Origin of the sequence: Streptomyces sp. NPDC008238, from assembly GCF_042956445.1 — a bacterium.
In the GTDB taxonomy this organism is placed as follows: Bacteria; Actinomycetota; Actinomycetes; order Streptomycetales; family Streptomycetaceae; genus Actinacidiphila.
In genome coordinates this window covers 61,309-84,555 of record NZ_JBIBGK010000026.1, presented here as the reverse complement: position 1 = coordinate 84,555, position 23,247 = coordinate 61,309, and the positions used below count along the sequence as shown (strand labels likewise).

At 74.2% G+C, this 23,247-nt stretch carries 20 protein-coding genes; 12 read left to right on the top strand and 8 right to left on the bottom strand.

Features of this window, described 5'->3' with window-relative positions; translation table 11 throughout:
- The first annotated feature begins 8 nt into the window (after positions 1 to 8).
- Genes ACFZAU_RS34215 through ACFZAU_RS34205 form a run of 3 tightly spaced genes read left to right on the top strand, consistent with a single transcriptional unit; the run spans position 9 to position 3,863 of the window.
- Positions 9 to 1,439 (top strand): glycosyltransferase, encoded by a 1,431-nt coding sequence (locus tag ACFZAU_RS34215; RefSeq protein WP_500555405.1) that lies wholly within the window; start codon positions 9 to 11, stop codon positions 1,437 to 1,439.
- Positions 1,440 to 1,455: 16 nt separating this feature from the next.
- Entirely contained in the window at positions 1,456 to 2,715 is a 1,260-nt protein-coding gene (locus ACFZAU_RS34210) for a nucleotide sugar dehydrogenase (protein ID WP_500555404.1), read from the top strand.
- Complete coding sequence (locus ACFZAU_RS34205) at positions 2,715 to 3,863, top strand: glycosyltransferase (RefSeq protein ID WP_500555403.1); 1,149 nt, start codon at positions 2,715 to 2,717, stop codon at positions 3,861 to 3,863. Before ACFZAU_RS34210 ends, ACFZAU_RS34205 begins: the two co-directional genes overlap by 1 nt.
- Before the next feature lie 7 nt (positions 3,864 to 3,870).
- Here the strand turns inward: ACFZAU_RS34205 and ACFZAU_RS34200 are convergent, their stop codons facing one another.
- Positions 3,871 to 4,905 (bottom strand): saccharopine dehydrogenase family protein, encoded by a 1,035-nt coding sequence (locus ACFZAU_RS34200; protein ID WP_500555402.1) that lies wholly within the window; start codon positions 4,903 to 4,905, stop codon positions 3,871 to 3,873.
- Positions 4,906 to 5,145: 240 nt separating this feature from the next.
- On the opposite strand from ACFZAU_RS34200, the gene ACFZAU_RS34195 reads away from it, so the two are divergent.
- Complete coding sequence (locus tag ACFZAU_RS34195) at positions 5,146 to 6,075, top strand: alpha/beta hydrolase (RefSeq protein WP_500555401.1); 930 nt, start codon at positions 5,146 to 5,148, stop codon at positions 6,073 to 6,075.
- Between the two features lie 301 nt (positions 6,076 to 6,376).
- On the opposite strand, the gene ACFZAU_RS34190 is transcribed toward ACFZAU_RS34195, so the two are convergent.
- From ACFZAU_RS34190 to ACFZAU_RS34175, 4 genes are all read right to left on the bottom strand, one after another.
- Positions 6,377 to 6,832 (bottom strand): bifunctional DNA primase/polymerase, encoded by a 456-nt coding sequence (locus ACFZAU_RS34190; protein WP_500464298.1) that lies wholly within the window; start codon positions 6,830 to 6,832, stop codon positions 6,377 to 6,379.
- 511 nt (positions 6,833 to 7,343) lie between these two features.
- A complete protein-coding gene (locus ACFZAU_RS34185; protein ID WP_500555400.1) occupies positions 7,344 to 8,411 on the bottom strand; it encodes a maleylacetate reductase in 1,068 nt (355 codons plus the stop codon).
- Positions 8,408 to 9,274 (bottom strand): dioxygenase family protein, encoded by an 867-nt coding sequence (locus tag ACFZAU_RS34180; protein WP_500555399.1) that lies wholly within the window; start codon positions 9,272 to 9,274, stop codon positions 8,408 to 8,410. Before ACFZAU_RS34180 ends, ACFZAU_RS34185 begins: the two co-directional genes overlap by 4 nt.
- 12 nt (positions 9,275 to 9,286) lie before the next feature.
- Positions 9,287 to 11,044, bottom strand: coding sequence for an FAD-dependent oxidoreductase (locus ACFZAU_RS34175; protein ID WP_500555398.1), 1,758 nt, complete (start codon positions 11,042 to 11,044; stop codon positions 9,287 to 9,289).
- 69 nt (positions 11,045 to 11,113) lie between these two features.
- On the opposite strand from ACFZAU_RS34175, the gene ACFZAU_RS34170 reads away from it, so the two are divergent.
- The 3 genes from ACFZAU_RS34170 to aroQ all read left to right on the top strand — a co-directional run bounded on the left by ACFZAU_RS34170 (position 11,114) and on the right by aroQ (position 13,582).
- On the top strand, positions 11,114 to 12,259 hold the full coding sequence (locus ACFZAU_RS34170; protein ID WP_500555397.1) for a helix-turn-helix domain-containing protein: 1,146 nt from the start codon (positions 11,114 to 11,116) through the stop codon (positions 12,257 to 12,259).
- Between the two features lie 71 nt (positions 12,260 to 12,330).
- Positions 12,331 to 13,092: a pirin family protein gene (locus tag ACFZAU_RS34165; protein ID WP_500464293.1), complete on the top strand. Its 762-nt coding sequence runs from the start codon at positions 12,331 to 12,333 to the stop codon at positions 13,090 to 13,092.
- 22 nt (positions 13,093 to 13,114) lie between these two features.
- Positions 13,115 to 13,582 (top strand): type II 3-dehydroquinate dehydratase, encoded by a 468-nt coding sequence (gene aroQ / locus ACFZAU_RS34160; RefSeq protein ID WP_500555396.1) that lies wholly within the window; start codon positions 13,115 to 13,117, stop codon positions 13,580 to 13,582.
- A gap of 32 nt (positions 13,583 to 13,614) precedes the next feature.
- On the opposite strand, the gene grpE is transcribed toward aroQ, so the two are convergent.
- Both grpE and dnaK read right to left on the bottom strand, forming a co-directional pair.
- Positions 13,615 to 14,310 (bottom strand): nucleotide exchange factor GrpE, encoded by a 696-nt coding sequence (grpE, locus tag ACFZAU_RS34155; RefSeq protein ID WP_499604354.1) that lies wholly within the window; start codon positions 14,308 to 14,310, stop codon positions 13,615 to 13,617.
- The gene (dnaK, locus tag ACFZAU_RS34150; RefSeq protein WP_500555395.1) at positions 14,307 to 16,175 is read right to left on the bottom strand and encodes a molecular chaperone DnaK; all 1,869 of its coding nucleotides are present in this window, start codon (positions 16,173 to 16,175) and stop codon (positions 14,307 to 14,309) included. The genes grpE and dnaK overlap by 4 nt, the downstream gene beginning before the upstream one ends.
- Positions 16,176 to 16,317: 142 nt before the next feature.
- Between dnaK and ACFZAU_RS34145 the strand changes: the two genes are divergently transcribed.
- The gene (locus ACFZAU_RS34145) at positions 16,318 to 17,163 is read left to right on the top strand and encodes an NUDIX domain-containing protein (RefSeq protein ID WP_500464289.1); all 846 of its coding nucleotides are present in this window, start codon (positions 16,318 to 16,320) and stop codon (positions 17,161 to 17,163) included.
- 55 nt (positions 17,164 to 17,218) lie between these two features.
- Positions 17,219 to 17,749: an O-acetyl-ADP-ribose deacetylase gene (locus ACFZAU_RS34140; RefSeq protein ID WP_500555394.1), complete on the top strand. Its 531-nt coding sequence runs from the start codon at positions 17,219 to 17,221 to the stop codon at positions 17,747 to 17,749.
- Positions 17,750 to 17,982: 233 nt separating this feature from the next.
- Here the strand turns inward: ACFZAU_RS34140 and ACFZAU_RS34135 are convergent, their stop codons facing one another.
- Positions 17,983 to 18,579: a hypothetical protein gene (locus ACFZAU_RS34135; RefSeq protein WP_500555393.1), complete on the bottom strand. Its 597-nt coding sequence runs from the start codon at positions 18,577 to 18,579 to the stop codon at positions 17,983 to 17,985.
- Between the two features lie 170 nt (positions 18,580 to 18,749).
- Between ACFZAU_RS34135 and ACFZAU_RS34130 the strand changes: the two genes are divergently transcribed.
- The 3 genes from ACFZAU_RS34130 (at position 18,750) to ACFZAU_RS34120 (ending at position 23,230) form a co-directional block, all read left to right on the top strand.
- Complete coding sequence (locus ACFZAU_RS34130; RefSeq protein WP_500555392.1) at positions 18,750 to 19,955, top strand: EfeM/EfeO family lipoprotein; 1,206 nt, start codon at positions 18,750 to 18,752, stop codon at positions 19,953 to 19,955.
- Positions 19,952 to 21,214: an iron uptake transporter deferrochelatase/peroxidase subunit gene (efeB, locus tag ACFZAU_RS34125; protein WP_500555391.1), complete on the top strand. Its 1,263-nt coding sequence runs from the start codon at positions 19,952 to 19,954 to the stop codon at positions 21,212 to 21,214. The genes ACFZAU_RS34130 and efeB overlap by 4 nt, the downstream gene beginning before the upstream one ends.
- A gap of 177 nt (positions 21,215 to 21,391) precedes the next feature.
- Positions 21,392 to 23,230, top strand: coding sequence for a phospholipase C (locus ACFZAU_RS34120; protein WP_500555390.1), 1,839 nt, complete (start codon positions 21,392 to 21,394; stop codon positions 23,228 to 23,230).
- The last annotated feature ends 17 nt before the right edge of the window (positions 23,231 to 23,247 follow it).

Here is a 23,247-nt window from a genome sequence, read left to right as displayed (position 1 = left end):
TTCGTGCCTTGATTCTCGCCGCCTCCGTGGCGGTACGTCATCTGCGGGACGACCCGGTGCGCGCGGCGTCCCTGGCCCTGCGGGTCGCCCCGGGGCCGGCGCGGCGGCCCGCCCGGTGGGCGCTGGCCCGGCTGCCCGGACGCGATCCGCACCGCGGGGGCGGCGGCGCCCCGCCCTACGGGCCGCGCGGCGTGCCGGCCCCGGCCGGTGTGCCGGGGACGGCGGTGCCGGGACGGGTCCTGCACCTGGTCACCAACTCCCTGCCGTACCGGAACGCCGGTTACACCGTCAGGACGCACGCCATCGCGCGCGCCCAGCGGCAGGCGGGCCTGGACCCGCAGGTCGTGACCCGGCTGGGCTTCCCCGTCGCCCAGGGGGTCTGGGACGGGCGCCCGGCCCAGGTCGTGGACGGGGTGCCCTACCACCGCCTGCTGCCGGTGCGGATGCCGGGGACTCCGGCGGCCGCCCTCGCCCGCAACGCCGAGCTCGCCGCCCGGCTCGTCGAACGGCTGCGCCCCGCGGTCCTGCACGCGGCCACCGATCACCCGAACGGCCGAGTGGCACTCGCCCTGCGCGAATCGTTCGGCCTGCCGGTCGTCTACGAGGTGCGCGGCTTCCTGGAGGAGACCTGGCTGACGCAGGGGCCCGGCCGCGATCGCGACAGCGCCTCCTACCGGGAGCGGCGGGCCCTGGAGACGCACTGCATGAAGGCCGCCGACCTGGTGCTCACCCTCGGTGAGGCCATGCGGGAGGAGATCGTCTCCCGGGGGGTCCCCGAGGACCGGGTGCGGATCGTGCCCAACGCCGTGGACGACGTCTTCCTCCAGCCCCTGCCCGACCCCGGTGACCTGCGCGATCGTCTCGGCATCGGCCCCGGCGAGCTGGTCGTGGGCACCGTCTCCACGCTCACGCCCCACGAGGGCGTGGGCACCCTGCTGCGCGCGGGGGCCGAACTGCGCCGCCGCGGGGTGCCGCTGCGGCTGCTGATCGTGGGGGACGGCCCGCTGCGGCCCGAACTGGAGCGGCAGGCGGCCGGGCTCGGCCTGGGGGAGTACGCCCTGTTCACGGGCCGTGTGCCGTACGCCGAGGTGCGGGCGCACCACGCCGTGCTGGACGTCTTCGCGGTGCCCAGGACCGGGGAGCGGGTGTGCCATCTCGTGACCCCTCTCAAGCCGGTGGAGGCGATGGCGAGCGGTCTTCCCGTCGCGGCGAGTGATGTCACGGCGATGGGCGAGCTGGTCGAAGACGAGGTGAACGGCAGGCTAATTCCGCCAGGAGACGTACAAGCCTGGGCAGATGCGCTCGAAATATTGCTCTATAGTCCGAATCACCGGCAGATGATGGGCGCCGCCGCCCGTGCACGAGTGGCCCACGACCGCACGTGGGCGCACATCGCGGGGCGGACGCGCGACGCCTACCGCGTTCTCGGGGCCGTATAGCACTGGATGGTGCGACATGACGGTGGAGCTCGCAGTCGTAGGACTCGGATACGTCGGTCTGCCCCTCGCCAGGGAGGCCGCGGCGGTGGGCCTGAGCGTCGTCGGGCACGACCTGGACCCCGCGGTGGTGGACGCCCTCAACTCCGGCCGCTCGCACGTGGACGACGTCCGCGACGAGGACCTGCGGCGCATGCTGGCCGCCGGCTTCACCGCCACCACCCGCCCGGAGTGCCTGGCGGAGGCGCAGACCGTCGTCATCTGCGTCCCCACCCCGCTGTCCGGGGACGGCGGACCCGACCTCACCGCGGTCACCGGGGCCGCCGAGGCGGTCGCCGCCAGGCTGCGCCCCGGCGTCCTGGTCGTCCTGGAGTCGACGACCTACCCCGGTACCACCGACGAGGTCGTCCGGCCCATCCTCGAGGAGGGTTCAGGACTGCGCGCGGGGCCGGACTTCGCCCTCGCCTTCTCGCCCGAGCGGATCGACCCGGGCAACCACACCCACGGCCTCCGCGACACCCCGAAGATCGTCGGCGGGCACACGCCCGGGTGCGCGGCACGCGCCGTCGCGTTCTACGGGAAGCTGGTCGACACCGTCGTCCGGGCCAAGGGCACCCGCGAGGCCGAGATGGCCAAGCTGATCGAGAACACCTACCGCCACGTCAACATCGCGCTCGTCAACGAGCTGGCCGTCCTCTGCCGCGAACTGGGCGTGGACATCTGGAACGCCATCGAGTGCGCCGCCACCAAACCCTTCGGCTTCCAGGCCTTCCGCCCCGGCGCCGGCGTGGGCGGCCACTGCATCCCGATCGACCCCAACTACCTGTCGTACAAGGTGCGCACCCTCGGCTACGAGTTCCGCTTCGTCGAACTCGCCCGGGAGATCAACCACCGGATGCCGGAGTACGTGGTGCGCCGGGCGCAGGACCTGCTGAACACGGCGGGGAAGGCGCTGCAGGGATCGCGGGTGCTGCTGCTCGGCGTCACCTACAAGCCCGACGTCGCCGACCGCCGCGAGAGCCCCGCCGTCCCCGTGGCACGACTGCTGCGCAGGCTCGGCACCGGGATCTCCTTCCACGACCCCTTCGTGGACGTCTGGGAGGTCGACGGCGAAGCCGTCCCCAGGGCCGGCGACCTGCCCGCCGCCCTGCGCGAGCACGACCTGACGGTCCTGCTGCAGGACCACAGCGCGTACGACCTCCAGGTGGTGGCGGACCGGGCCCGCCTGCTGTTCGACACGCGCGGACGGATCTTCCGGCCTGACGTCGAGGTGCTGTGATGCACGTGCTGGTCGTCACCGTCGTCCACCACCCCGAGGACGCGCGCATCCTGCACCGGCAGATAGCCGCCCTCATCGCCCACGGCCACACCGTCACCTACGCCGCGCCGTTCACCGCCCGGGCGACCCCGCCCCGCCTCGGGGTCGAGGGCGTCGACCTGCCGCGGGCCACCGGCCGCGACCGGCGCGCGGCCGTCCGCGAGGCCCGCCGGCTGCTGGCGCGGCGCGGGCCCACCGTCGACGCCGTGCTGCTCCACGACCCCGAACTCCTGCTCGCCCTGCCGCGCACCCTGCGGCACTGGCACCGCACCGGCGCCCGCCGGCCCGCGGTGGTGTGGGACGTCCACGAGGACACCGCCGCCGCCCTCGCCATGAAGGCCTGGGTGCCGCGCCCGCTGCGCCCGCCGCTGCGCCTCGTCGTACGCGCGGCCGAACTCGCCGCCGAGCGGCATCTGCACCTGCTGCTCGCCGAGGACGCCTACCAGCGCCGTTTCCGCCGTACGCACCCCGTGGTGCCGAACCTGGTCACCGTCCCCGCAAAGGCCCCGCCGGCACCGGGCGACGACCGCGTGGTCTACCTCGGGCAGCTGTCCCGGGCCCGCGGCGCCGAGGAACTGGTCGCCATGGCACGGCTGCTGGCCCCGGACGTCCGGGTGGAGCTCATCGGCGCCGCCGACGGCGACGTCCGCGCGCTGCTGGCGGCGGCCGACCGCGACGGCGTGCTGCGCTGGCACGGCTTCCTGCCCAACGACGCGGCCCTGGGGCGGCTGTGCGGGGCGCTCGCCGGGGTGTCGCTGCTGCGCGACGAGGCGAACTACCGCCACTCGCGGCCCACCAAGGTCGCCGAGTACATGGCCTACGGCATCCCGGTCGTGAGCACCCCCAACCCCCTCGCCGCGGAACTCGTCCGGGGGCACGACTGCGGCCTCCTCGTCCCGTTCGGGGACCCCGCGGCGGCCGCGGACGCCGTCCGCCGCCTGCGCGACGACCCCGCACTGCGCCGCGCGATGGGCGCCCGCGGCCACGCCGCCGCCCGCGGCGCCCTGCACTGGCCCGACTGCGCGGAGCACTTCGTCACGAGCCTGGAGGGCTGGGCGGCGGCGGCCGCGACCGCCGCCCAACGCGCCCCGGCGGTACGCCCGTCGTAGCGAGGAATCAGCCGACGTGGGGTCCGTTGCGGCGAACCCCGTCCAGTTCGAGGACGAAGTCCGCGCCCAGGGCCGAGGACGGGGTCTGGGTGCCGTGCGGCAGGCGGGGCAGGCGGGTCACGACGCGCAGCACCGAATCGACCGTCAGCGCATAGGCGTTGGGCGCCGAGAGCGCCGCCTGGGCTGCGCGGCCGTGAGCGTCGCGGGCGCGCGCCCAGACCTGGGAACGGGTACGCCCCAGCGCCCGCTCGCCGGGGCCGGTCAGGAAGCGGTCGACGCCCGCGCGGGCCAGCCGCCGTACCGGGCCGAGGCCCAGCACGCGCGCCACGAGCGGGGCACCACCCGGCAGCCAGGTGTACGTCGAGACGTTCGGGACGCCGGTGGAGTGGTGGGCCGTGCTGACGTCGCCCCAGGCGACGCCTGCGACACGGCGCGGCCCGGTGCGGAAGGACGCCGTCACCCGGGGGTGCCCGAGCGGGACGTCGCGGATCACCCCGTCGACGCGGACGCGGCCTCCGGCGCCCCGGTCGAGCGCCTCCAGCGCGGAGCGCGCCGTGCCCGGACTCGCCCCGCCGCCGGCCAGGAAGGCGATGTCGAGGTGGGTGGCGGTGGGCAGCGCGGCGGCGACGGTGGCGGCGAGGCAGTCGGTGGGGACGACGTCGAATCCCGCGCCGGGCAGCAGGACCACGCCCGCCGCGCGGGCCCGGGCGCTCATCGCGTGCAGCGCCTCCAGCACGTCGATCTCGCCGGTGATGTCGAGGTAGTGCGTGCCGGTGTCCAGGCACGCCTCGGCCATCGGCAGCGCCGTCGCGGAGAAGGGCCCGGCGCAGTGCGCCACCGCGTCCACGTCCGCGAGCGCCGTGCGAAGGGCCGCGGGGTCGTCGAGGGCGAAGACCCGGTGCTCCAGGCCCAGTCCGTCCGCGAGCGGGGCCAGCGCGGCGGCCGACCGGCCCGCGAGCACCGGGCGTTCGCCGCGGGCCACGGCCTCCCGTGCGACGAGGCGGCCCGTGTAGCCCGTGGCCCCGTACAGCAACCAGGTCATGCGCGTGTGCTCCCTCGGCCCGTTCCGGGCCCCGGGGTGGGACCCGGCACCGAACCTACCGGTCGGTCACGGGGCCACGCCGCTGCGCGACGCCGTGCCCCCGGCGCGGCGCAGGGATCGCGGCTCGCCGTTGAACCGCTGACGGCCCGCGTCCGTTACCCCGGGTAAAGGTGGTGCGGCCGGTCCGTGCGCGCCCCCGTTCCGCCCCTGTTCCCCCCTGTCCCTCGAGGAGCCGCCCCCATGACCCCCACCACCGCGCGTCCGGGCGACCGGGCCGCCGCCGAGGTGGCCGCCGCGACCCGTGTCGACGCACGCACCTGGGACCTGACGGTGGCTTCGGCCGCTCTCGGGCGTCCGGCGGCGGCCCGGATCGTCCTGCCCGCGGACTTCGCGCGAGCGCCCGGGCGCACCTGGCCGGTGCTCTACCTGCTCCACGGGCCGCACGAGGACCACACCGCCTGGAGCCGGCAGACGGACGTCGAGGAGCTCACCGCTGACGCCGGGCTCATCCTCGCCATGCCCGACTGCGGCCCCGCGGGGCTGTCGAGCCGCTGGCTCGACGGCTCCGACTACGAGACCTTCCAACTGCGCGAGCTCGACGGGCTGCTGCGCCGCGACTACCGGGCCTCCGGCGTACGGGCGGTGGCGGGCGTCTCGACCGGCGGCCACGGTGCCATGGCCCACGCCGCCCGCCACCCGGGAACCTTCCGTGCCGCCGCCTCCTTCAGCGGCGTCCTGGACACCACGTTCGCCGGGGTGCCCGCCGCGCTCGACGCCCTCCTGCTCCGCGAGGACCTGTGCCCCGGGACGCTGTGGGGCGACCCCGTCGACCGGTGGGAGACCTGGCGGTCCTTCAATCCCGCCGCCCGTGCCGGCGGGTTGCGCGGCACGGCGCTCTACGTCTCCTGCGGAAGCGGTGCCGCCCCGGCCGCGGGCGGCACCGAACTGCTGCCGGAGGTGCTGGAGAGCACCCTGTGGCCGGCCGCGCACGTCTTCGCCACCGCGCTGGAGCTGCGGGGCATCACGGCGACGACGCACTACTACGAGGGTGGCCGACACGAATGGGCCTACTGGCGACGGGAGTTCGCCGCGGCATGGCCGCTGCTCTCCCGTGCCCTCGGACTGCCGGAGCCGTCTCCCGTGCGGGCGGATGAGACGACGAGACGATGAGACGGTGAAAGGAAGGCCCCTAACGAGGGGGGCGCACTCACTCGTTCCAGTGGCGCCGCCCGCCCCGGACGTACCACCGGCGCACGAGCCGCGTTGCAAGGGGACATGGACAGCAGCACATCCTCGACCCGTGGATGCCTTCTCCAGGGACATCCGGAGCACCACCGGACCTTCGCCGAACTCACCGGCGCCTACTGGACGGACCCGCCGATCTACACGGAAGTCCTGGCCGACTGGCGGGCCCGCGGGCGCGCGGTCCCCGGATTCGCGGGGGCCGACGTACCACCGCGCACGACCGGGCTCAGCGGCGGCACTCCGCCGCCACTGCTGCCTGGAACAGGGCCAGTTCGACCGATGTAGGGGTGTGCAGGGTGCCCGTCCCGTCGGGCGGTACCAGCCACCGCAGGGCCCCCGCGGCCCGGTACGGGGGCGGGACCGCGATCCAGGCGCCCCGGCCGGCGTAGCGGATCCCGGTGCCCACCCATCTGGTGACGGGATCCGGTGGGAGGAAGAAGCCGACCCGGCGGGAGGCCGTGTCGGCCAGCGTGGGGCCGGGTTCCGCGCGGGGGAGGCGCAGCAGCGCGTCGAGGGCCAGCACGCCGAGGTCCTCGGGCACGCTGAGCACGTCCCAGAAACGCCCGGCGGGCAGCAGGACCGTCCCGCTCTCGCCGTGTTCCCATTCCCGCTTGCACGCCCGCGGATCCGCCGCGGCGGCGGCCAGCCACTCCATTGCCTGTTTCGGTGCCGCATTTCTCATACGCTCAACCTTGGTAGATATTTCTAAACTGCGGAAGGGGTGGCGGGGGATGGCGTTTGGGAACGCGAAACGCCTGTTTTCCGTACGCCTGTGCGGTGTTGCGGCGCGGGCCCGGCGTGCCCTGCGCGGCGGGCCGCGGGACGGTGCCGCGCTGGAACGCCTGGTCAGGACGGCGGAAAGACTGGACTACGGCGCCGGCCCGCCCGCGGCGGCGGACCGGGAGCCGCGGCGCCGGGGCTGAGGGATTCCCGTGCGGCGGCGGAAGGCCGGATTCCGCGGGGAATCGAGGGACCGGATCGGCGGAATGCGTTCGGGCGCGTGACCGTACAGCGAAGAGGTGTTCGCCTGTACGGGGAAAACGCATCCGGGCCGGAATCCGGACGGCGCTTCGCGGCCTTTCCCCCGGACTCCGGGCGGGAGCGCGCCGGGCGCGGACCGGGCGCGGCGGCCGCCCGTGAGGAACGCCGCCCCGCGCCCGTCCGCGCCCGACTCGCGCTCGCGGACCGGTCGTTCAGGCCGCCGGCGGGGCGCCCTCGTACGCCGCCGTCAGCAGCGCGCGCAACTGCTCCGCGTCCGCGGCGCGCGGGTTGGCGTACGAGGCCGTGCCCACCAGCTCCACGACGCGGCCGATGCCGTCGGCCGGCAGACCGACCTCGGCCAGCGAACGCGGCGCGCCGAGCCGTCCGCCCAGCTCCCACAGTCCGCGCGCCGGGTCCTCGGCCCCCAGTGCCCGGCGCAGGGCGGCCGTCGCCCCCGGCGCGGCCGGGGCGTTGAAGGCGAGGACGTACGGCAGGAGCACGGTGTGGGTCGCGGAGTGCGGCAGGTCGAAGGCGCCGCCGAGCACGTGGGCCAGCTTGTGGTGCAGGCCCATCGTGGTGGCGCCGAGGCACGCCCCGCACAGCCAGGCCCCGTACAGGGCCCGGGCGCGCGCGTCGAGGCCGTCCGGGTCGGCGACGACCCGGGGCAGCGCCTCGGCCAGGGCGCGCACCCCCTCCTCGGCCATCAGCGACACGACGGGCGTGGCGTCGGGGGCGTACAGCGCCTCGACCGCGTGGGCCAGGGCGTTGACGCCGCTGGTGCCGGACAGCGCCGGCGGCATCGACAGCGTGAGCCGCGGGTCGTAGACGACGCTGCGCGGCAGGACGCGGCGGTCGCGGCCGGTGCGCTTGACGCCGTCCTCCGTCAGGCCCCACACCGGGGTCATCTCGGAGCCCGAGTAGGTCGTCGGCACGGCCAGCAGCGGCAGCCCGGTGCGCAGCGCGACCGCCTTGCCGAGGCCGACGGCCGAGCCGCCGCCGACCGCGACCAGCCCGTCGGCCGCCAGCTCCGCGGCCACCGCCACCGCCTCGTCGGCCACCTTCACCGGCACGTGCATCACCGCGCCCGGGTGGACGCCCGCGCAGGCCGTGCCGAGGGAGGCGGCGACGGAGCGCGCGGTGTCCTCGCCGTGCCGGCCGCACAGCACCAGCACGCGGCGCAGCCCGAGGCGTCCTGTCTCCTCGGCGACGGCCGTGCCGGCGGCGCCGGCGCGGAAGACGACCCGCATCGGCAGTGCCTCGTGGACGAACTCCAGGCTCATGAGCGCTGCAGCACGATGTCGAAGTTCGCCAGCCGGAAGGGGCCGGGAACCCCGTACTCGGCCGCCCGCTCCGGGTCGTCCACCACGGTGAACTCCTGGACCAGGCTCTTCTTCACCGCGAAGACCGCGTCCGACTCCAGGTAGAGGCTGTCCTGGACGAACACGTGCGTGGTGACCGGATGGTGCCCTTCGGCGGCCGCGATGAAGTGGATGTGCGCGGGCCGGTAGGGGTGCCGCCCGGTGGCGTTCAGCAGTCCGCCGACGGGGCCGTCCGTCGGGATCGGGTAGTGCGCGGGCACGACGGTGCGGAACCGGAAGCGGCCCTCCCCGTCGGCCGTGAAGAGCCCGCGCCCGTTGCCCTGGGGTTGCTCGCCCGGCTGCTGGACGTCGTAGAAGCCGTGCTCGTCGGCCTGCCACACATCCACCGTCGCACCCGGCAGCGGCGTGCCGTCCACGGAGACCACGCGCCCGGTGACGACGCACGGCTCGCCCGAACCGATCATGTCGATCGCGTCGCCGAACTCCCGCGCGGGGGAGCCGACCATGTGGAACGGGCCCAGCACGGTGGAGTCGGTGGCCCCCTCGCCGGCCGACTTCCGCTGGTTGATGGTCTCGACCAGCATCGAGACGCCGAGCACGTCCGAGAGCAGGATGAACTCCTGCCGGGTGTCGGTGCAGGCCTGCCCGGTGCGGGTGAGGAAGCCGATCGCCGCCTCCCACTCCTCCATCGTGGGTTCGACGTCCCGGACGAAGTCGTGCAGGTGCCGGGTCAGGCTGCCGAGGACATCCCGCAGCCGCGGGTCGGGCGTCCGCGCGAAGCTCTCCACGACGGCGGGCGTCGCGCTCTGTTCGGTGAAGTCCATGGTCTCTCCTCGTCAGTCCCGTCCCAGGATGCGCCGCAGCGCGGTGCCGAGCACGGACCGTGCCTCGGCGTCGTCGGCGGCCCCTTCGGAGCGCCGGAAGGCGACGTACAGGTCCGGCCGCACGAGCAGCGCGCCCGTGTCGCCGATGCCGCGCAGCCGCGCCCAGTCCCCGTAGGGATCCTCGTACTCGCGCCCGGGGCCGATCACCGCGGTCGCGATGTCCAGCCCGAGCTCGGCGCCGACCGCGCGGGCCGCTGCCGTCCAGGCCTCGCCGCCGATGCCGGTGAGCAGTGCGAACCGGCCGCCGCCGCCCAGGTCGAGGGTGGACAGGGTGCGGGGGCCCGCCGTCAGCCAGGCGTGCGGCAGCTTGGCGCCGGGGCGGCTGCTCGGCTGGTGGTACAGCTCGGGGTCGCGGTCGAAGCCCGGGTCGGGGGTGCCGTCCGGGACGACCGCGGCCGAGGTGTAGCGCTGATTGAGCTCCACGCCGTGCGCGTTGAACTCGTACCGCTTGAAGTCGATCGCCTCGCGCAGCCGGGCGCGCCGCTTCTCGCCGGCCGGGGAGGCCTCCTTGCGGGACTCCATGTTGGCGAGCAACTGCTCGGGGCTCTGCGGGGCGAGCAGGTCCAGGGCCTCGAAGACCGGGGCGGTCTCGCCGATCGACTTGTTGGCGCGGGTGACGATCTGCTCGCCGACGGGCGCCCGTTCGGCGGTGTAGGTGTCCAGCAGCGAGGGCGCGGCCGCGCCGTCCAGCACCAGCTTCAGCTTCCAGGCCAGGTTGTAGGAGTCCTGGATGGAGGTGTTGGAGCCCAGCCCGTTGGACGGCGGGTGCCGGTGGGTGGCGTCGCCCGCGCAGAAGATGCGGCCGCTGGAGTAGGTCCGCGCGTACATCTCGTTGACCGTCCACGCCGAGGTGGAGCGGATCGTGACCGGCACCTCGTCGTCGCCGACGAGCTTGCGGACCACCGACAGCGCGTACTCCTCGGTGAGGTCCGGGGGCGCCGCGTTGACGTCGTAGCCCCACACGATGAGCCACTCGTTCCACGGCCGGACGTTGCGGACCAGACCCGCGCCGATCCCGCCGACCGTCGCGCCGGGGGTGAGCACCCAGTACAGGGTGCTGGGGCGGTGGGCGACGTAGCGGCTGAGGTCGGCGTCGAAGACGATGTTGACGCTGCCCGCCACGCCCATCGTCCCGGCCATCGGGAGTCCGGCGTCCTCGGCGACCTGGCTGCGCCCGCCGTCGGCGCCGATCAGGTACTTGGCGCGGATGGTGTACGTATCGCCACGCAGCCGGTCCTCGACGAGGACGGTCACGCCGTCGTCGTCCTGCTCGAAGGACCTGTAGACGGTGCTGTGGCGCAACCGGGTGCCGCGTGCGACGGCGGCCTCGATCAGCACCGGCTCCATCCGGTGCTGCGGCATGTCGCACATGCGGCTCGGGCTGGCGAGGTCGTGCGCGGCCTGCACCAGCGGGTCGTTGCCCCACGAACGCAGCCGCCCCAGCTCCTCGCCCGCGAGGCTGGTGCAGAAGACGGTGTTCCCCATCAGGTGCTGGGGAGTCGCCCTGGCGACGACCTCCTGCTCGACGCCGAGGTCCCGCAGCACCTCCATGGTGCGCTGGTTGGTGATGTGGGCACGCGGGGTGTCGGCCAGCCGGCCGTAGCGCGTGACCACGATGTTCGGTACCCCGTACGTGCTCAGCGCGAGTGCGGCGCTTGCCCCGGCCGGCCCACTGCCCACGATGAGCACATCGGTCTCGACGGTCTCCATCAATGCGGCTCCTTGACGGATAATTGAAATGGCAACGAACGAATCGTGGATCAGAGGGAGACCGCCGGCGTGTCTCAATCCGATACATCCCCTGAAGAGCTGCTGCTCGGCGCCTACCTGCGCGAGCGGCCGGGCGGCCGGGCGGTCGTCGCCGCCGACGGCAGGACGCGGATCGTGAGCGTCGAGGCCGCGCGGCGGCTGTCCGAGGAGGCGCTGGCGCTGCTGGAGCGCCGGGCCGGCGGCATGGTGCGCGACGGCCGGACCGAGGCGTACGAGCTGCCCCTGCCGGACGGCGGCTGGCGCGCCCGGCTCCAGCCCGTCATGGACTCCGGCGAGGTCATCGGCGCCGTCGCCGTGCTGTCCGCCCCGGCCGAGGGGGCCGCAGGACCGCCCGCCCTGCCGGAGCCGAGGCTGCCGGGGCTCGTCGGCTCGTCACTGTCCTGGCGCGCCGCGGTGGCCCGCGCGGTACGGCTCGGGGGTGAACAGGGGTCCCTGCTGGTGTCCGGGGAGGCCGGAACCGGCAAGACGACGCTGGCCCGCGCCGTCCGGCCCGGCGAGCTGGAGCTGGACGCGGCCCAGACGACGGGCGCCGCCGCCGGTGACTGGGTGCGGCGGCTGGCCGTGCGCCCCGCGCCGGGACGGGTCCTGGTCCGCCACGTCGAGGCGCTGGACGCCGGTGCCGCGGCGGCGCTGGTGGCGCTCCTGGAACAGCGCCCCCACCTGCGGCTGACCGTCACCCACACCCCCGGGGACCGGACGGGCGCGTGCCTGGACCGCCTGCTGGGCCGGCTGGCGGCGCGCTCGCTGTCCGTGCCGCCGCTGCGCGAGCGCCCCGAGGACCTGCCGGTGCTGCTCGCCGCCCTCAGCCCGCGGCCCGCGCCCGGCCACCCGCCGCTGACCTGGACCGTGGAGGCCCGGCGCACCCTGGAGCGGCACACCTGGCCGGGCAACGTCGCCGAGCTGGCGACGGTCGTCAGGACGCTCGCGGAGGAGCGCCGGCTCGGCGGCCCGGTGCGCCCGGAGGAACTGCCGGACGCCGTGCGCGGCGGGGCCGGCGGGCGCCGTCTCGGCAGCCTGGAGCGGGCCGAGCGGGACGCGATCCTCGAGGCGCTGCGCACCCACGGGGGCAACAAGGCGCGGGCGGCGAAGGCGCTGGGCATCGCGCGGGCCACGGTCTACCGCAAGCTGCGGAGCTACGGCATCCAGGGAATATAGTTCGAGATTCAACATGTTAGGTTGGCCGAAAGGCACCGAAAGGCACCCCACCCCGCAGAAGGAGATCCCCGATGGCCCCCCAGCTGGATGTCCGCCGCGCCGGCCAGCGGTTCCACACCCGCGCCGGCTGGCTCGACTCGCACCACTGCTTCTCCTTCAGCCACCACTACGACCCGAAGAACACCCACTTCGGCCTGCTGCTCGTCTCCAACGACGACGTCGTCGCCCCCGGCACCGGCTTCGACACCCACCCGCACCGGGACATGGAGATCGTCACCTGGGTGCTCGACGGCGGCCTGGTCCACCAGGACTCCGAGGGCCACAACGGCGTCATCTACCCGGGCCTCGCCCAGCGGATGAGCGCGGGCACCGGCATCCTGCACAGCGAGAAGAACGACAGCTGGAAGCTGACCGGCACGCCCGAGCACAAGGACCCGGTGCACTTCGTGCAGATGTGGGTCTTCCCCGACGAGCAGGGCATCAAGCCGGGCTACGAGCAGCTCGACATCAACGACGAACTCGCCCGCGGCGGCTGGGTCACCGTCGCCTCCGGGATGGACCGCGACCGCGACGAGCGCGCCATCTCCATCGCCCAGAAGCACGCCGCGCTGCAGGCCGCCCGCATGGCCCCGCAGCAGACCCTCGCCCTGCCCACCGCCCCCTTCGTGCACCTGTACGTCGCCAAGGGCGAGGTCGCCTTCGAGGGCACCGGAATCCTTGCCAAGGGCGACGCCGTACGCGTCACCGGGGCCGAGGGCCAGCGGCTCACGGCCGGCGCCGAGGGCGCCGAGGTGCTGGTCTGGGAGATGGACGCCGCCGTCACCTTCGGGTGATCGCGTGGTAGACCTTGGGGCCATGACCCGCACCCTCGCGAGCGCGCCGATCATGGTCCTCAACGGTCCCAACCTCAACCTGCTCGGTCAGCGGCAGCCCGAGATCTACGGCTCCGAGACGCTCGGCGACGTCGAGGCGCTGTGCGCCGCCACGGCGGCGCGCCACGGCGGGACCGCCGACTGCCGGCAGAGCAACCACGAGGGACAGCTGATCGACTGGATCCACGAGGCCCGCGAACACCACGCGGGCGTCGTGATCAACCCCGGCGCCTACTCCCACACCTCGGTGGCGATCCTGGACGCTCTCAACACCTGCGACGGCCTGCCCGTCGTCGAGGTGCACATCTCCAACATCCACCGGCGCGAGGCCTTCCGGCACCACAGCTACGTCTCCGCGCGGGCCGACGCCGTGATCGCGGGCTGCGGCGTCCAGGGCTACGCCTTCGCCGTCGAGCGGATCGCCGCGCTGCTGGACGCCGGCGCCCGCTGACCCCCGGGCGGCACCCTGCCGGTCCGTCGCGCTCAGGCCTCGCCCGGCTGCCACCGCGGCCACTCGCCGGGGTGGTCCGCCCAGTGCACCTGGTCCGGGTCCGACATCTCGATGTCCGGGAAGGCACGGCGCACCCGCGGCTCGAACTCCTCCCGCTCCAGCTCCCGCCATCCCACGCCCCGGATGTGCACCCGGCGGTAACGGTGGTCGGACCCCAGCGGCGCCACGTCGACCTTGTGGGTTGTCTCCATGCCTCCAGGGTGCACCGCGGCCGGTGCCCCCGCAGGTCCGCCGACCACCACCTCCGCGGGACGCAGGAGGTGCGCCCCGACCCGGTAGCCGGAGCGTACGACCTCGCCGCACACCAGGCGCTCCGCGCCGGAGGCGCACGACGAGTCCACCGCCTCGTGGCACACCGGGTCGAAGGGCTCGCCGGGCTCGCCGAAGGACCGCAGGCCCAGCTCCGCCAGGCGCCGCTCCAGCACCTCGACCACGGCACGGAAGCCACCGGTCACCTCGCCCAGCTCCCGCGCCCGGTCGACGGCGTCCAGCACCGGCAGCAGACCCTGCAGCACGTTCGCGACGGCGGCCTCCCGCACCGCAAGCCGGTCCCGCTGCACCCGCTTGCGGTAGTTGTCGTACTCGGCCTTGAGCCGCCGCAGGTCCGCCGTGCGTTCGACGAGCCGCGCCCGCAGCTCGCCGCCCGGAGGCGGGCCGGCGCGGTTCACGCCGTGCCTCCCTCCCGCTTGTCGTCGTCGACGATCTCGGCGTCCACCACGTCCTCGTCGCCCTCCGTCGGAGCCGTGTGCGGGGCCTCGCCCTCGCCCGCCGCGGACCGCTCCGCCTGGGCCTGGGCGTACATCGCGGTGCCGACCTTCTGCGCCGAGGCGGTCAGCCGCTCGGTCGCCCGGCGGATGCCCGCCGGGTCCTCGCCCTTCAGCTGCTCCTTCAGCTCCGCCACCGCCGACTCGACCTCCGACTTCAGGTCACCGGGGACCTTGTCGGGGTTGTCCCGCAGCAGCTTCTCGGTGGAGTAGACCAAACTCTCCGCGTTGTTGCGGGTCTCGGCCTCCTCGCGGCGCTTGTGGTCCTCCTCCGCGTACTGCTCGGCCTCGCGCATCATGCGGTCGATGTCGCTCTTCGGCAGCCCGGAGCCGCCGGTCACGGTCATCTTCTGCTCCTTGCCGGTGCCGAGGTCCTTCGCCGTGACGTGCATGATGCCGTTGGCGTCGATGTCGAAGGAGACCTCGATCTGCGGGATGCCGCGCGGCGCCGGCGGTAGCCCGGTCAGCTCGAAGACCCCGAGCTTCTTGTTGTACGCCGCGATCTCGCGCTCGCCCTGGAAGACCTGGATCTGCACCGACGGCTGGTTGTCCTCGGCCGTGGTGAAGATCTCCGAACGCCTCGTGGGGATCGTCGTGTTGCGCTCGATCAGCTTGGTCATGATGCCGCCCTTGGTCTCGATCCCCAGGGACAGCGGGGTGACGTCCAGCAGCAGGACGTCCTTGACCTCGCCCTTGAGCACCCCCGCCTGGAGGCTCGCGCCGATCGCCACGACCTCGTCCGGGTTGACGCCCTTGTGCGGCTCCTTGCCGGTCAGCGACTTCACCAGGTCCGTGACCGCCGGCATCCGCGTCGAACCGCCGACCAGGATGACGTGGTCGACGTCGGCGACGTTGATCCGCGCGTCCTTCACCGCCTGGTGGAACGGGCCCTTGCAGCGCTCCAGCAGGTCCGCGGTCAGCTGCTCGAACTGGGCGCGGGTGAGCTTCTCGTCCAGGTGCAGCGGGCCCTCGGCGGAGGCCGTGACGTAGGGCAGGTTGATCGTCGTCTCGGTGGACGAGGAGAGCTCGATCTTGGCCCGCTCGGCCGCCTCGCGCAGCCGCTGCAGCGCCATCTTGTCCTTGGCCAGGTCGAGGCCGTAGGAGTTCTTGAAGCGCTCTACGAGGTGGTCGACGATCCGCTGGTCCCAGTCGTCGCCGCCCAGCTCCGTGTCGCCGTTGGTGGCCTTGACCTCGACCACGCCCTCGCCGATGTCCAGCAGGGACACGTCGAAGGTGCCGCCGCCCAGGTCGAAGACGAGGATCGTCTGGTCGTTCTCCTTGTCCAGGCCGTAGGCGAGGGCCGCGGCCGTGGGCTCGTTGATGATCCGCAGCACGTTCAGGCCGGCGATCTCCCCGGCCTCCTTGGTCGCGGTGCGCTGGACGTCGTCGAAGTACGCGGGCACCGTGATCACCGCGTCCGTCACGTCCTCGCCCAGGTACGCCTCCGCGTCCCGCTTCAGCTTCTGCAGTACCCGGGCCGAGATCTCCTGGGCCGTGTAGCGCTTGCCGTCGATGGTGCCGGACTCGGGGAACCGCCAGTCGGGATCGCCCATGTGCCGCTTGACCGAGCGGGCGGTCCGCTCCACGTTGGTCACGGCCTGGCGCTTGGCGATCTCCCCGACGAGGACCTCGCCGCCCTTGCTGAAGGCCACCACCGAGGGCGTGGTCCGCGCACCCTCCGTGTTGGTGATGACGGTGGGCTCGCCGCCCTCCAGGGCGCAGACCACCGAGTTGGTGGTGCCGAGGTCTATACCGACCGGACGTGTCATGTCAGCTCGCCTCCTCCCCTCCAGGGTGCGACGCCCGCGGGCCGACCACCAGACGGCCGGGGCGACGCGCACCGCGGACGTCCCTGCACCGACCCGCGACAATCCCGTGGCCCGCACGGCGAGCGCTGCTAGCGTCGGCGGGATGTCCTCAACTCATGCGGGAGTGCTCCTCTTCCACGACCGACGACTTGCCGTGCACAGCGACTTGAGCCTGCCGCGGGCCCCCGTCCCGCCACGCGGCGACCCCGCCGGGACCGCCCGCGAGGCCGCCCGCGAGATCCTCGGCGCCGACGTCCGCACCGACCCCCGGCCCTGCCTGGAGGTACGCGCGACCGGCGGCACCCACCTGTACTACCGGGCCGCCGTACCGCCGCCGCCCCACCCCGCCGCCGCTCGGCTGCTCAGCCGGGACGAGGCCCTGCACCTGCCGCTCGCGCCCTGGACGGCCTGGGAGGCCATACTGCGCTCCTGGGACGGACCGCCCTGGTGGCGGGGGCGCCTCGTGCTGGAGGACCCGCTGGGCCGGCCGCCCAAACGGACCCGGGCCGGGGCGGTGATCATCCGCGACGGGCACATGCTGCTGATCCGCTACGCCCACCGGCGCGGGGACTTCTACGAGATACCCGGCGGCGGGGTCGAGCCGGGGGAGACCCCCGAGACGGCCGTGCTGCGCGAGCTCGCCGAGGAGACCGGGCTGAGCGGCACCGTCGGCCCGGAGATCGCCCGCGTGGACCGGGTCCACCGCGGTTCGCACCCCGGGCACTACTTCCTCGTCGAGGCGCACGGCCGGATCGGGCCCCGCTCCACCCTCGACCTCGAGAAGGCGGCCGCCCCGGTCTGGGTCCCCGTCGAGGACCTGCGGCACCTGCCGCTGTGGCCCAAGCGGCTGGGCTGGCGCATCGCGCACTGGCACCGCGAGGGCTGGCCGCGGGTCCCCGCCGAGTTCAGCGACTCGCTGATCGACCTGCGGGTGCCCTGCGACTGGTGACCGCGGGCGCAGGACGTCCGGGCGACCGGCCACTGGCGGTGGCATGATCGCCCGCATGGCACGCATCACCCTCGTACGGGGCGACATCACGCAGCAGTCCGTCGACGCCGTCGTCAACGCCGCCAACTCCTCCCTGCTCGGCGGAGGCGGGGTCGACGGGGCCATCCACCGCCGCGGCGGCCCGGAGATCCTCGAGGAGTGCCGTGCGCTGCGCGCCTCGCGCTACGGGCGCGGCCTGCCCACCGGGCAGGCCGTCGCCACCACGGCCGGCCGCATCCCCGCCCGCTGGGTGATCCACACCGTCGGCCCGGTGCACAGCGCCACCGAGGACCGCTCCGCACTGCTCGCCTCGTGCCACCGCGAGGCGCTGCGCGTCGCCGACGAGCTCGGCGCGAGCACCGTCGCCTTCCCCGCGATCTCGACCGGCGTCTACCGCTGGCCCCTCGAGGACGCCGCGCGCATCGCCGTGGCCACCGTCCAGGACACCGACACCGCGGTGGAGGAGGTCCGCTTCGTCCTCTTCGACGAGCCGGCCTACGCCGCGTTCGCGGCGCGACTGCCCGGCGGGGGGCCCGGCGAGCAGTGACGTGCGGCTCCGGCAGGCAGGGGGCCGGTGATCCGGAGGAGGTCTTCGAACGACCTGGCGCGCGAGGGCGGGAGGGGCGGGCCGTCCCCCGGCGCCGACGAGCTGCGACGGCGCGATGAGCCGATCATGGGGCGGCCGGACTTCGGGGCCGAACCCGCGACGGCGGGCAGGAACGGCCTGACCGGGTTCAACGCCGTGGCCGGCAGGACGCCCTACCGGCCCCCGCCGCTTCGTCAGAACGCGTCACCGGTGTGGTCGGCCAGGCGGCGCCCGCACTGCTCGAGCGTGCGCGCCAGGCCGTCCTTGTCGTCTGGCCCTTGGTCGAGGAGTTCTCCGGCGGCCACCAGGGCCGCCCAGAAGGCTCTCGGCCGGCCGCCGCCGGCTGCACGGGGGCCCAGGCGCGCGAGCGAGCGGAACACGCCGGTGAGCTCGCCCCGGACGAACCCGCGCGAGAGGCCGAGAGCCGCGCCGCTCGCCACGCCGCCCATGGCGCGGATCGCGTCCCGCAGGTGTCCGGCGACGGCCGACTCCCGCTCGTCGAGCGGCCTGGGGACGTCGAAGACGCCGATCGCCGCCATCAGCTCGCCGTACCACCGCTCCTCGCCCGCGCGGAACTGCTCCTGGAGCCGGCCGGGTTCGCCGTGGAGCCGCCGGAGCAGCTCCGGCTCCGCGATGCCCAGCGCCAGGCCGACGGCCAGGGCCGAGTCCGACCACCGCGGTGTTCGCGCGGCGAGCTCACCGCAGACCGCGGCCGGGGCCGCTCCTGCCCGCAGCCGCTCCCGGGCGGCGGTGACCCATGCCTGTCCGCCACCGGTTCCGGCGTGCTCCATCCCGGATCTCCTTCCGTGCTGTGGCGCGGGTCCGGGCGGAGCCCGGGCCGGGCCGCGGGTTAACCGGGGCGGAACTCTTGGTCATCGATTCGTCTGGGAAAGGTACGGGCCCGCATGCCCTGCCTAGCATGAGGTGATCACGCACCGTACGACCCCGGGGGAGGCCCGGAATGCCGTTGTCCGGCCTCGGGGCGCGGCTCTCGCGTCCGGGCGCGCTCGCCGGGAGCCTGGGCGCGCTGCTCGTCCTGGCCCTGGCGGGGGCGCTGCTCCTCGCGCACGGATCGTCCCCGGCCCCCGTGCGGGCGGCCGGGCCGCCGCACACCGCCGTCGAGGTGTCGCGCGGTGCCTGCGGCGCCGGCTGGCGCGCGCCGCGGGCCGGGCTGCAGGTCTTCGACCTGCACAACACCTCCTCCGAGGCCGCCGAGGTCTACCTGGAGGACCCGCGCAGCAAGGCCGTCTACGGCGAGGTGGAGGACATCGGCCCCGGCACGACCCGGCCGCTGACCGTGGACCTCGGCAAGGGCGCGTACGCCTTCAGGTGCGTGCCCGACGACGCCGACGCCGTCACCGGGCCCACCGTCCGCGTCACGTCGGGGCGGGGCGGGCCGGGGGCCGCCCCCGTCACGCAGCACGACCTGATCCCGCCGTCGCTGGACTACCAGAAGTGGGTCGCCGGCGGACTCGACCGGGTGGTGCTGCTCACCGGGCGGCTGCGCGACGCCGTCGACCGCGGCGACCTCGCCGCGGCGCGCCGCGCCTGGCTGCCGGCGCACCTGGAGTACGAGCGGCTCGGCGCGGCCTACGACGCCTTCGGCGACGCCGACGCGCTGATCAACGGAACGGACGCGGGCCTGCCCGGCGGCGTCCACGACCGTTCCTTCACCGGCTTCCACCGCATCGAGCACGGGCTGTGGCACGGCGAGTCCGCCGCGCGCCTGCGCGCCCCGGCGGCCGCCCTGGTCACCGCGGTGACGGGACTGCGCGACGACTGGTCGCAGGCCCGCATGGACCCGGCCCAACTGGGCTTGCGGGCACACGAGATCTTGGAGAACACCGTGCAGTTCGAGCTGACCGGACGGACCGACTTCGGCAGCGGCAGCAACCTGGGCACCGCCCGCGCGAACCTCGACGGCACCCGGGAGGTCCTGTCGCGGCTGCGCCCACTGCTCGCCACGCGCGACGCCGACCTGCCCGAGCTCGACCGGGAGATGGACCGGGCGCAGGAGACCCTGGACGCGTTCGCCGCGGACGGCGAGTGGACCCCGCTGCCCCGGCTGAGCCGCGCCCAGCGGGAGAAGGTGGACGCCGCCCTCGACGAACTCGTGGAGCGGCTGGCCTCGGTGGCCACCCTGTGCGAACCGCGGAGGACGGTGTGAGCACCGCCGGCCACGGCACCGATCACGGCACCGGCGGCGTCGGACGGCGCGGCTTCCTGCGGGGCGCGGCGGTGGCGGGGGCCGGGATCGCCGTGGGCGGCGCGGCCGCACCGGGCCCCGCGGACGGCACAGGGGCGGGAGAGGGCGCGGCCGTCCCGCCGATCGCCCCCTTCCACGGCGGCCGGCAGGCCTCGGTGACCGCACCCGGCCGCCGGGTCACCGCGTTCACCTCCTTCGACGTGACCGCGCAGAGCCGTGCCGAACTGGCCGACCTGCTGCGCACGCTGACCGACCGCGCGCGGGCCCTCACCACCGGCGGCACACCGCGGCCGGTGGGCATCACGGGGCCGCCGGCCGACTCCGGGCTGCTCGGCGGCCGACCGCCGTCCGCCGCGCTGGCGGTGACCGTGGGCGTCGGCGCGGCCCTGTTCGACGGGCGCTTCGGCCTCGGCGCCCGCAAGCCCCGGCACCTGACGGAGATGCCCGCCTTCCCCGACGACGACCTGCGCCCCGAGTGGTGCCACGGGGACCTGAGCCTGCACCTGCACGCCGACGACACCGACACCGTGCTGCACGCGCTGCGCGACATCGCCCGGCACACCCGCGGCGGGCTGCAGGTCCGCTGGCGCCTGGACGGCTTCGGCAACCCGCCGCGCCCCTCCGGGACCCCGCGCAACCTCATGGGCTTCAAGGACGGCACCGCCAACCCGGACCCCGCCGACGCACGCGCGATGGACCGCCTGGTGTGGGTGGGCCGAGGCGGCGGCGAACCGGACTGGGCCGTCGGCGGCAGCTACCAGGTCGTGCGCCTGATCCGCATGCTCGTGGAGTTCTGGGACCGGGTCTCCCTCGCCGAGCAGGAGCGGATGTTCGGCCGGGCCCGCGAGTCCGGGGCGCCCCTGGACGGCGACCTCGAACGCGACGTCCCGAAGTACGCCGACGACCCCAAGGGCGACGTCATACCCCTGGACAGCCACATACGGCTGGCGAACCCGCGCACGCCGGGCAGCGCGGACCAGCGCATCCTGCGCCGCCCCTACAACTACGACCGCGGCGTGGACGCCAACGGCAACCTCGACATGGGACTGCTCTTCTGCTGCTACCAGCAGGACCCGGCACGGCAGTTCGAGACCGTCCAGCACCGCCTGGCGGGCGAGCCGCTCACCGACTACATCAAGCCCTTCGGCGGGGGCTACTTCTTCGCCCTCCCCGGAGTGCGGGACGTAAAGGACTGGTACGGACGCTCCTTGCTGGGCTGATGCCGCCGCCGTGCCCCCGAAGGGCCGCTCGGTCAACGCACGGTCAATTTTCGGCCCACCTTCCCTGACCCCCTGTTCATCCCCGGGCCACCATCGCTCCGCCGACGCGCAGCGCACCGGGCGGAGCATCCGTGGGCGTACGACGCACCGACGATCCTCCCCAGAGGGTGAACCAGCATGATCAGCAGGAGAAGACGAGCAACGGCCCGCGGCCTGGGAGCGCTCCTGAGCGCCGCGGCACTCACCGTCCTCGGCGGCAACGCCGCCGCCTGGGCGGCGCCCGCGCACCACACCGCCCCCTCATCGACGGCCACGCCCATCAAGCACGTGGTCGTCCTCTTCGACGAGAACGTCTCGTTCGACCACTACTTCGGGACGTACCCGAAGGCCGCCAACACCGACGGCACCAAGTTCACGGCGTCCAAGAAGACCCCGAAGGACATCGACAACCTCGCCACCGCCGGGCTGCTGAAGAAGAACCCCAACCAGTACGCGCCGCAGCGGCTCACCCCGGCGCAGGCCCTGACCTGCGACCAGAACCACTCCTACGGTCCGGAGCAGTACGCCTACAACGGCGGCAGGGCCGACCAGTTCGTGCAGAACACCGACGTCGACACCTGCAGCGGCGGGCTGTTCGGCGAGCCGGGCCTGGTGATGGACTACTACGACGGCAACACCGTCACCGCGCTGTGGAACTACGCCCAGCACTACTCCCTGGGCGACCGCTCCTTCAGCTCGGTCTACGGCCCGTCCACGCCCGGCGCGCTCGACCTGGTCTCCGGCCAGACCCACGGCGTCGTCTCCGTCGACCCGGCCACCGGGACCGAGCACCCGAAGCAGACGTCCACGCCCGACGCCTACACCGTCAAGTCGCCCGACGCCAAGGGCGTCGGCACGGTGATCAACGACCCGGACCCGGCCTTCGACGACTGCGCCGACAAGGACCACACCAGCACCAACCCGCTCGCGGTGATGCAGGGCCGCAACATCGGCGACCTGCTGAACGACAAGCGCGTCAGCTGGGGCTGGTTCCAGGGCGGCTTCCGGCCCTCCACCCCGTGGGACGGCAAGCAGGGCGACTACGCCAAGTGCGACACCACGCACGCCAACATCGGCGGCGCCCCGGTCGTCGACTACAGCCCGCACCACTCCCCGTTCGAGTACTACAGGTCGACGTCCAACCCGCACCACCTGCCGCCCCGCGGCGTCGACGAGATCGGGCACGACGGCCAGGCCAACCACAACTACGACCTGACCGACTTCGACGCCGCCCTCAAGGCCGGCAAGCTGCCCGCCGTCAGCTTCGTGAAGGCGCCCGAGTACCAGGACGGACACGCCGCCTACTCCGACCCGATCGACGAGCAGCACTTCCTCGTCCAGCAGATCAACGCGATCCAGCAGTCGCCCCAGTGGGGCTCCACCGCGGTCGTCGTCGCCTACGACGACTCCGACGGCTGGTACGACCACACCTTCGCCAAGCCGCGCAACGGCTCCACCGACACCTCCGCCGGCTCCAACGGCAAGGCCACCGACGGTCCGGCCTGCCAGGCCGGACCGAAGGCGTCCGGCGGCTACGCGGACCGCTGCGGCCCCGGCACCCGCCAGCCGCTCCTGGTGGTCTCCCCGTACAGCAAGGTCAACAAGGTCGACCACACCCTGACCGACCAGGCCTCCGTCCTCCGCTTCATCGAGGACAACTGGCGCACCGGCAGGATCGGCGACCACTCCTTCGACGCCACGGCGGGCCCGCTCACCGGGATGTTCGACTTCCGCCACCCCAACGGCAAGCAGGTGCTGCTGAACGCCGACGGCTCGGTCAGGTCGGTCGGCCCCATCCGCCCGGTGAAGGCGGTCGCCACGCACATCACCGCGGGACCGGCGATGCAGGCCACCGCCGCCATGACCGACGCCCCGGCCTTCCCCGCGCTCCCGGTCGGCGTCGGGGCGGCGGCGCTGGCCGCCGCCGCCACCGGCGGGTACCTCACCCTGCGCCGCAGGCGCCGCGGCACCGCCTGACCCCGGTGCCCCGGCGG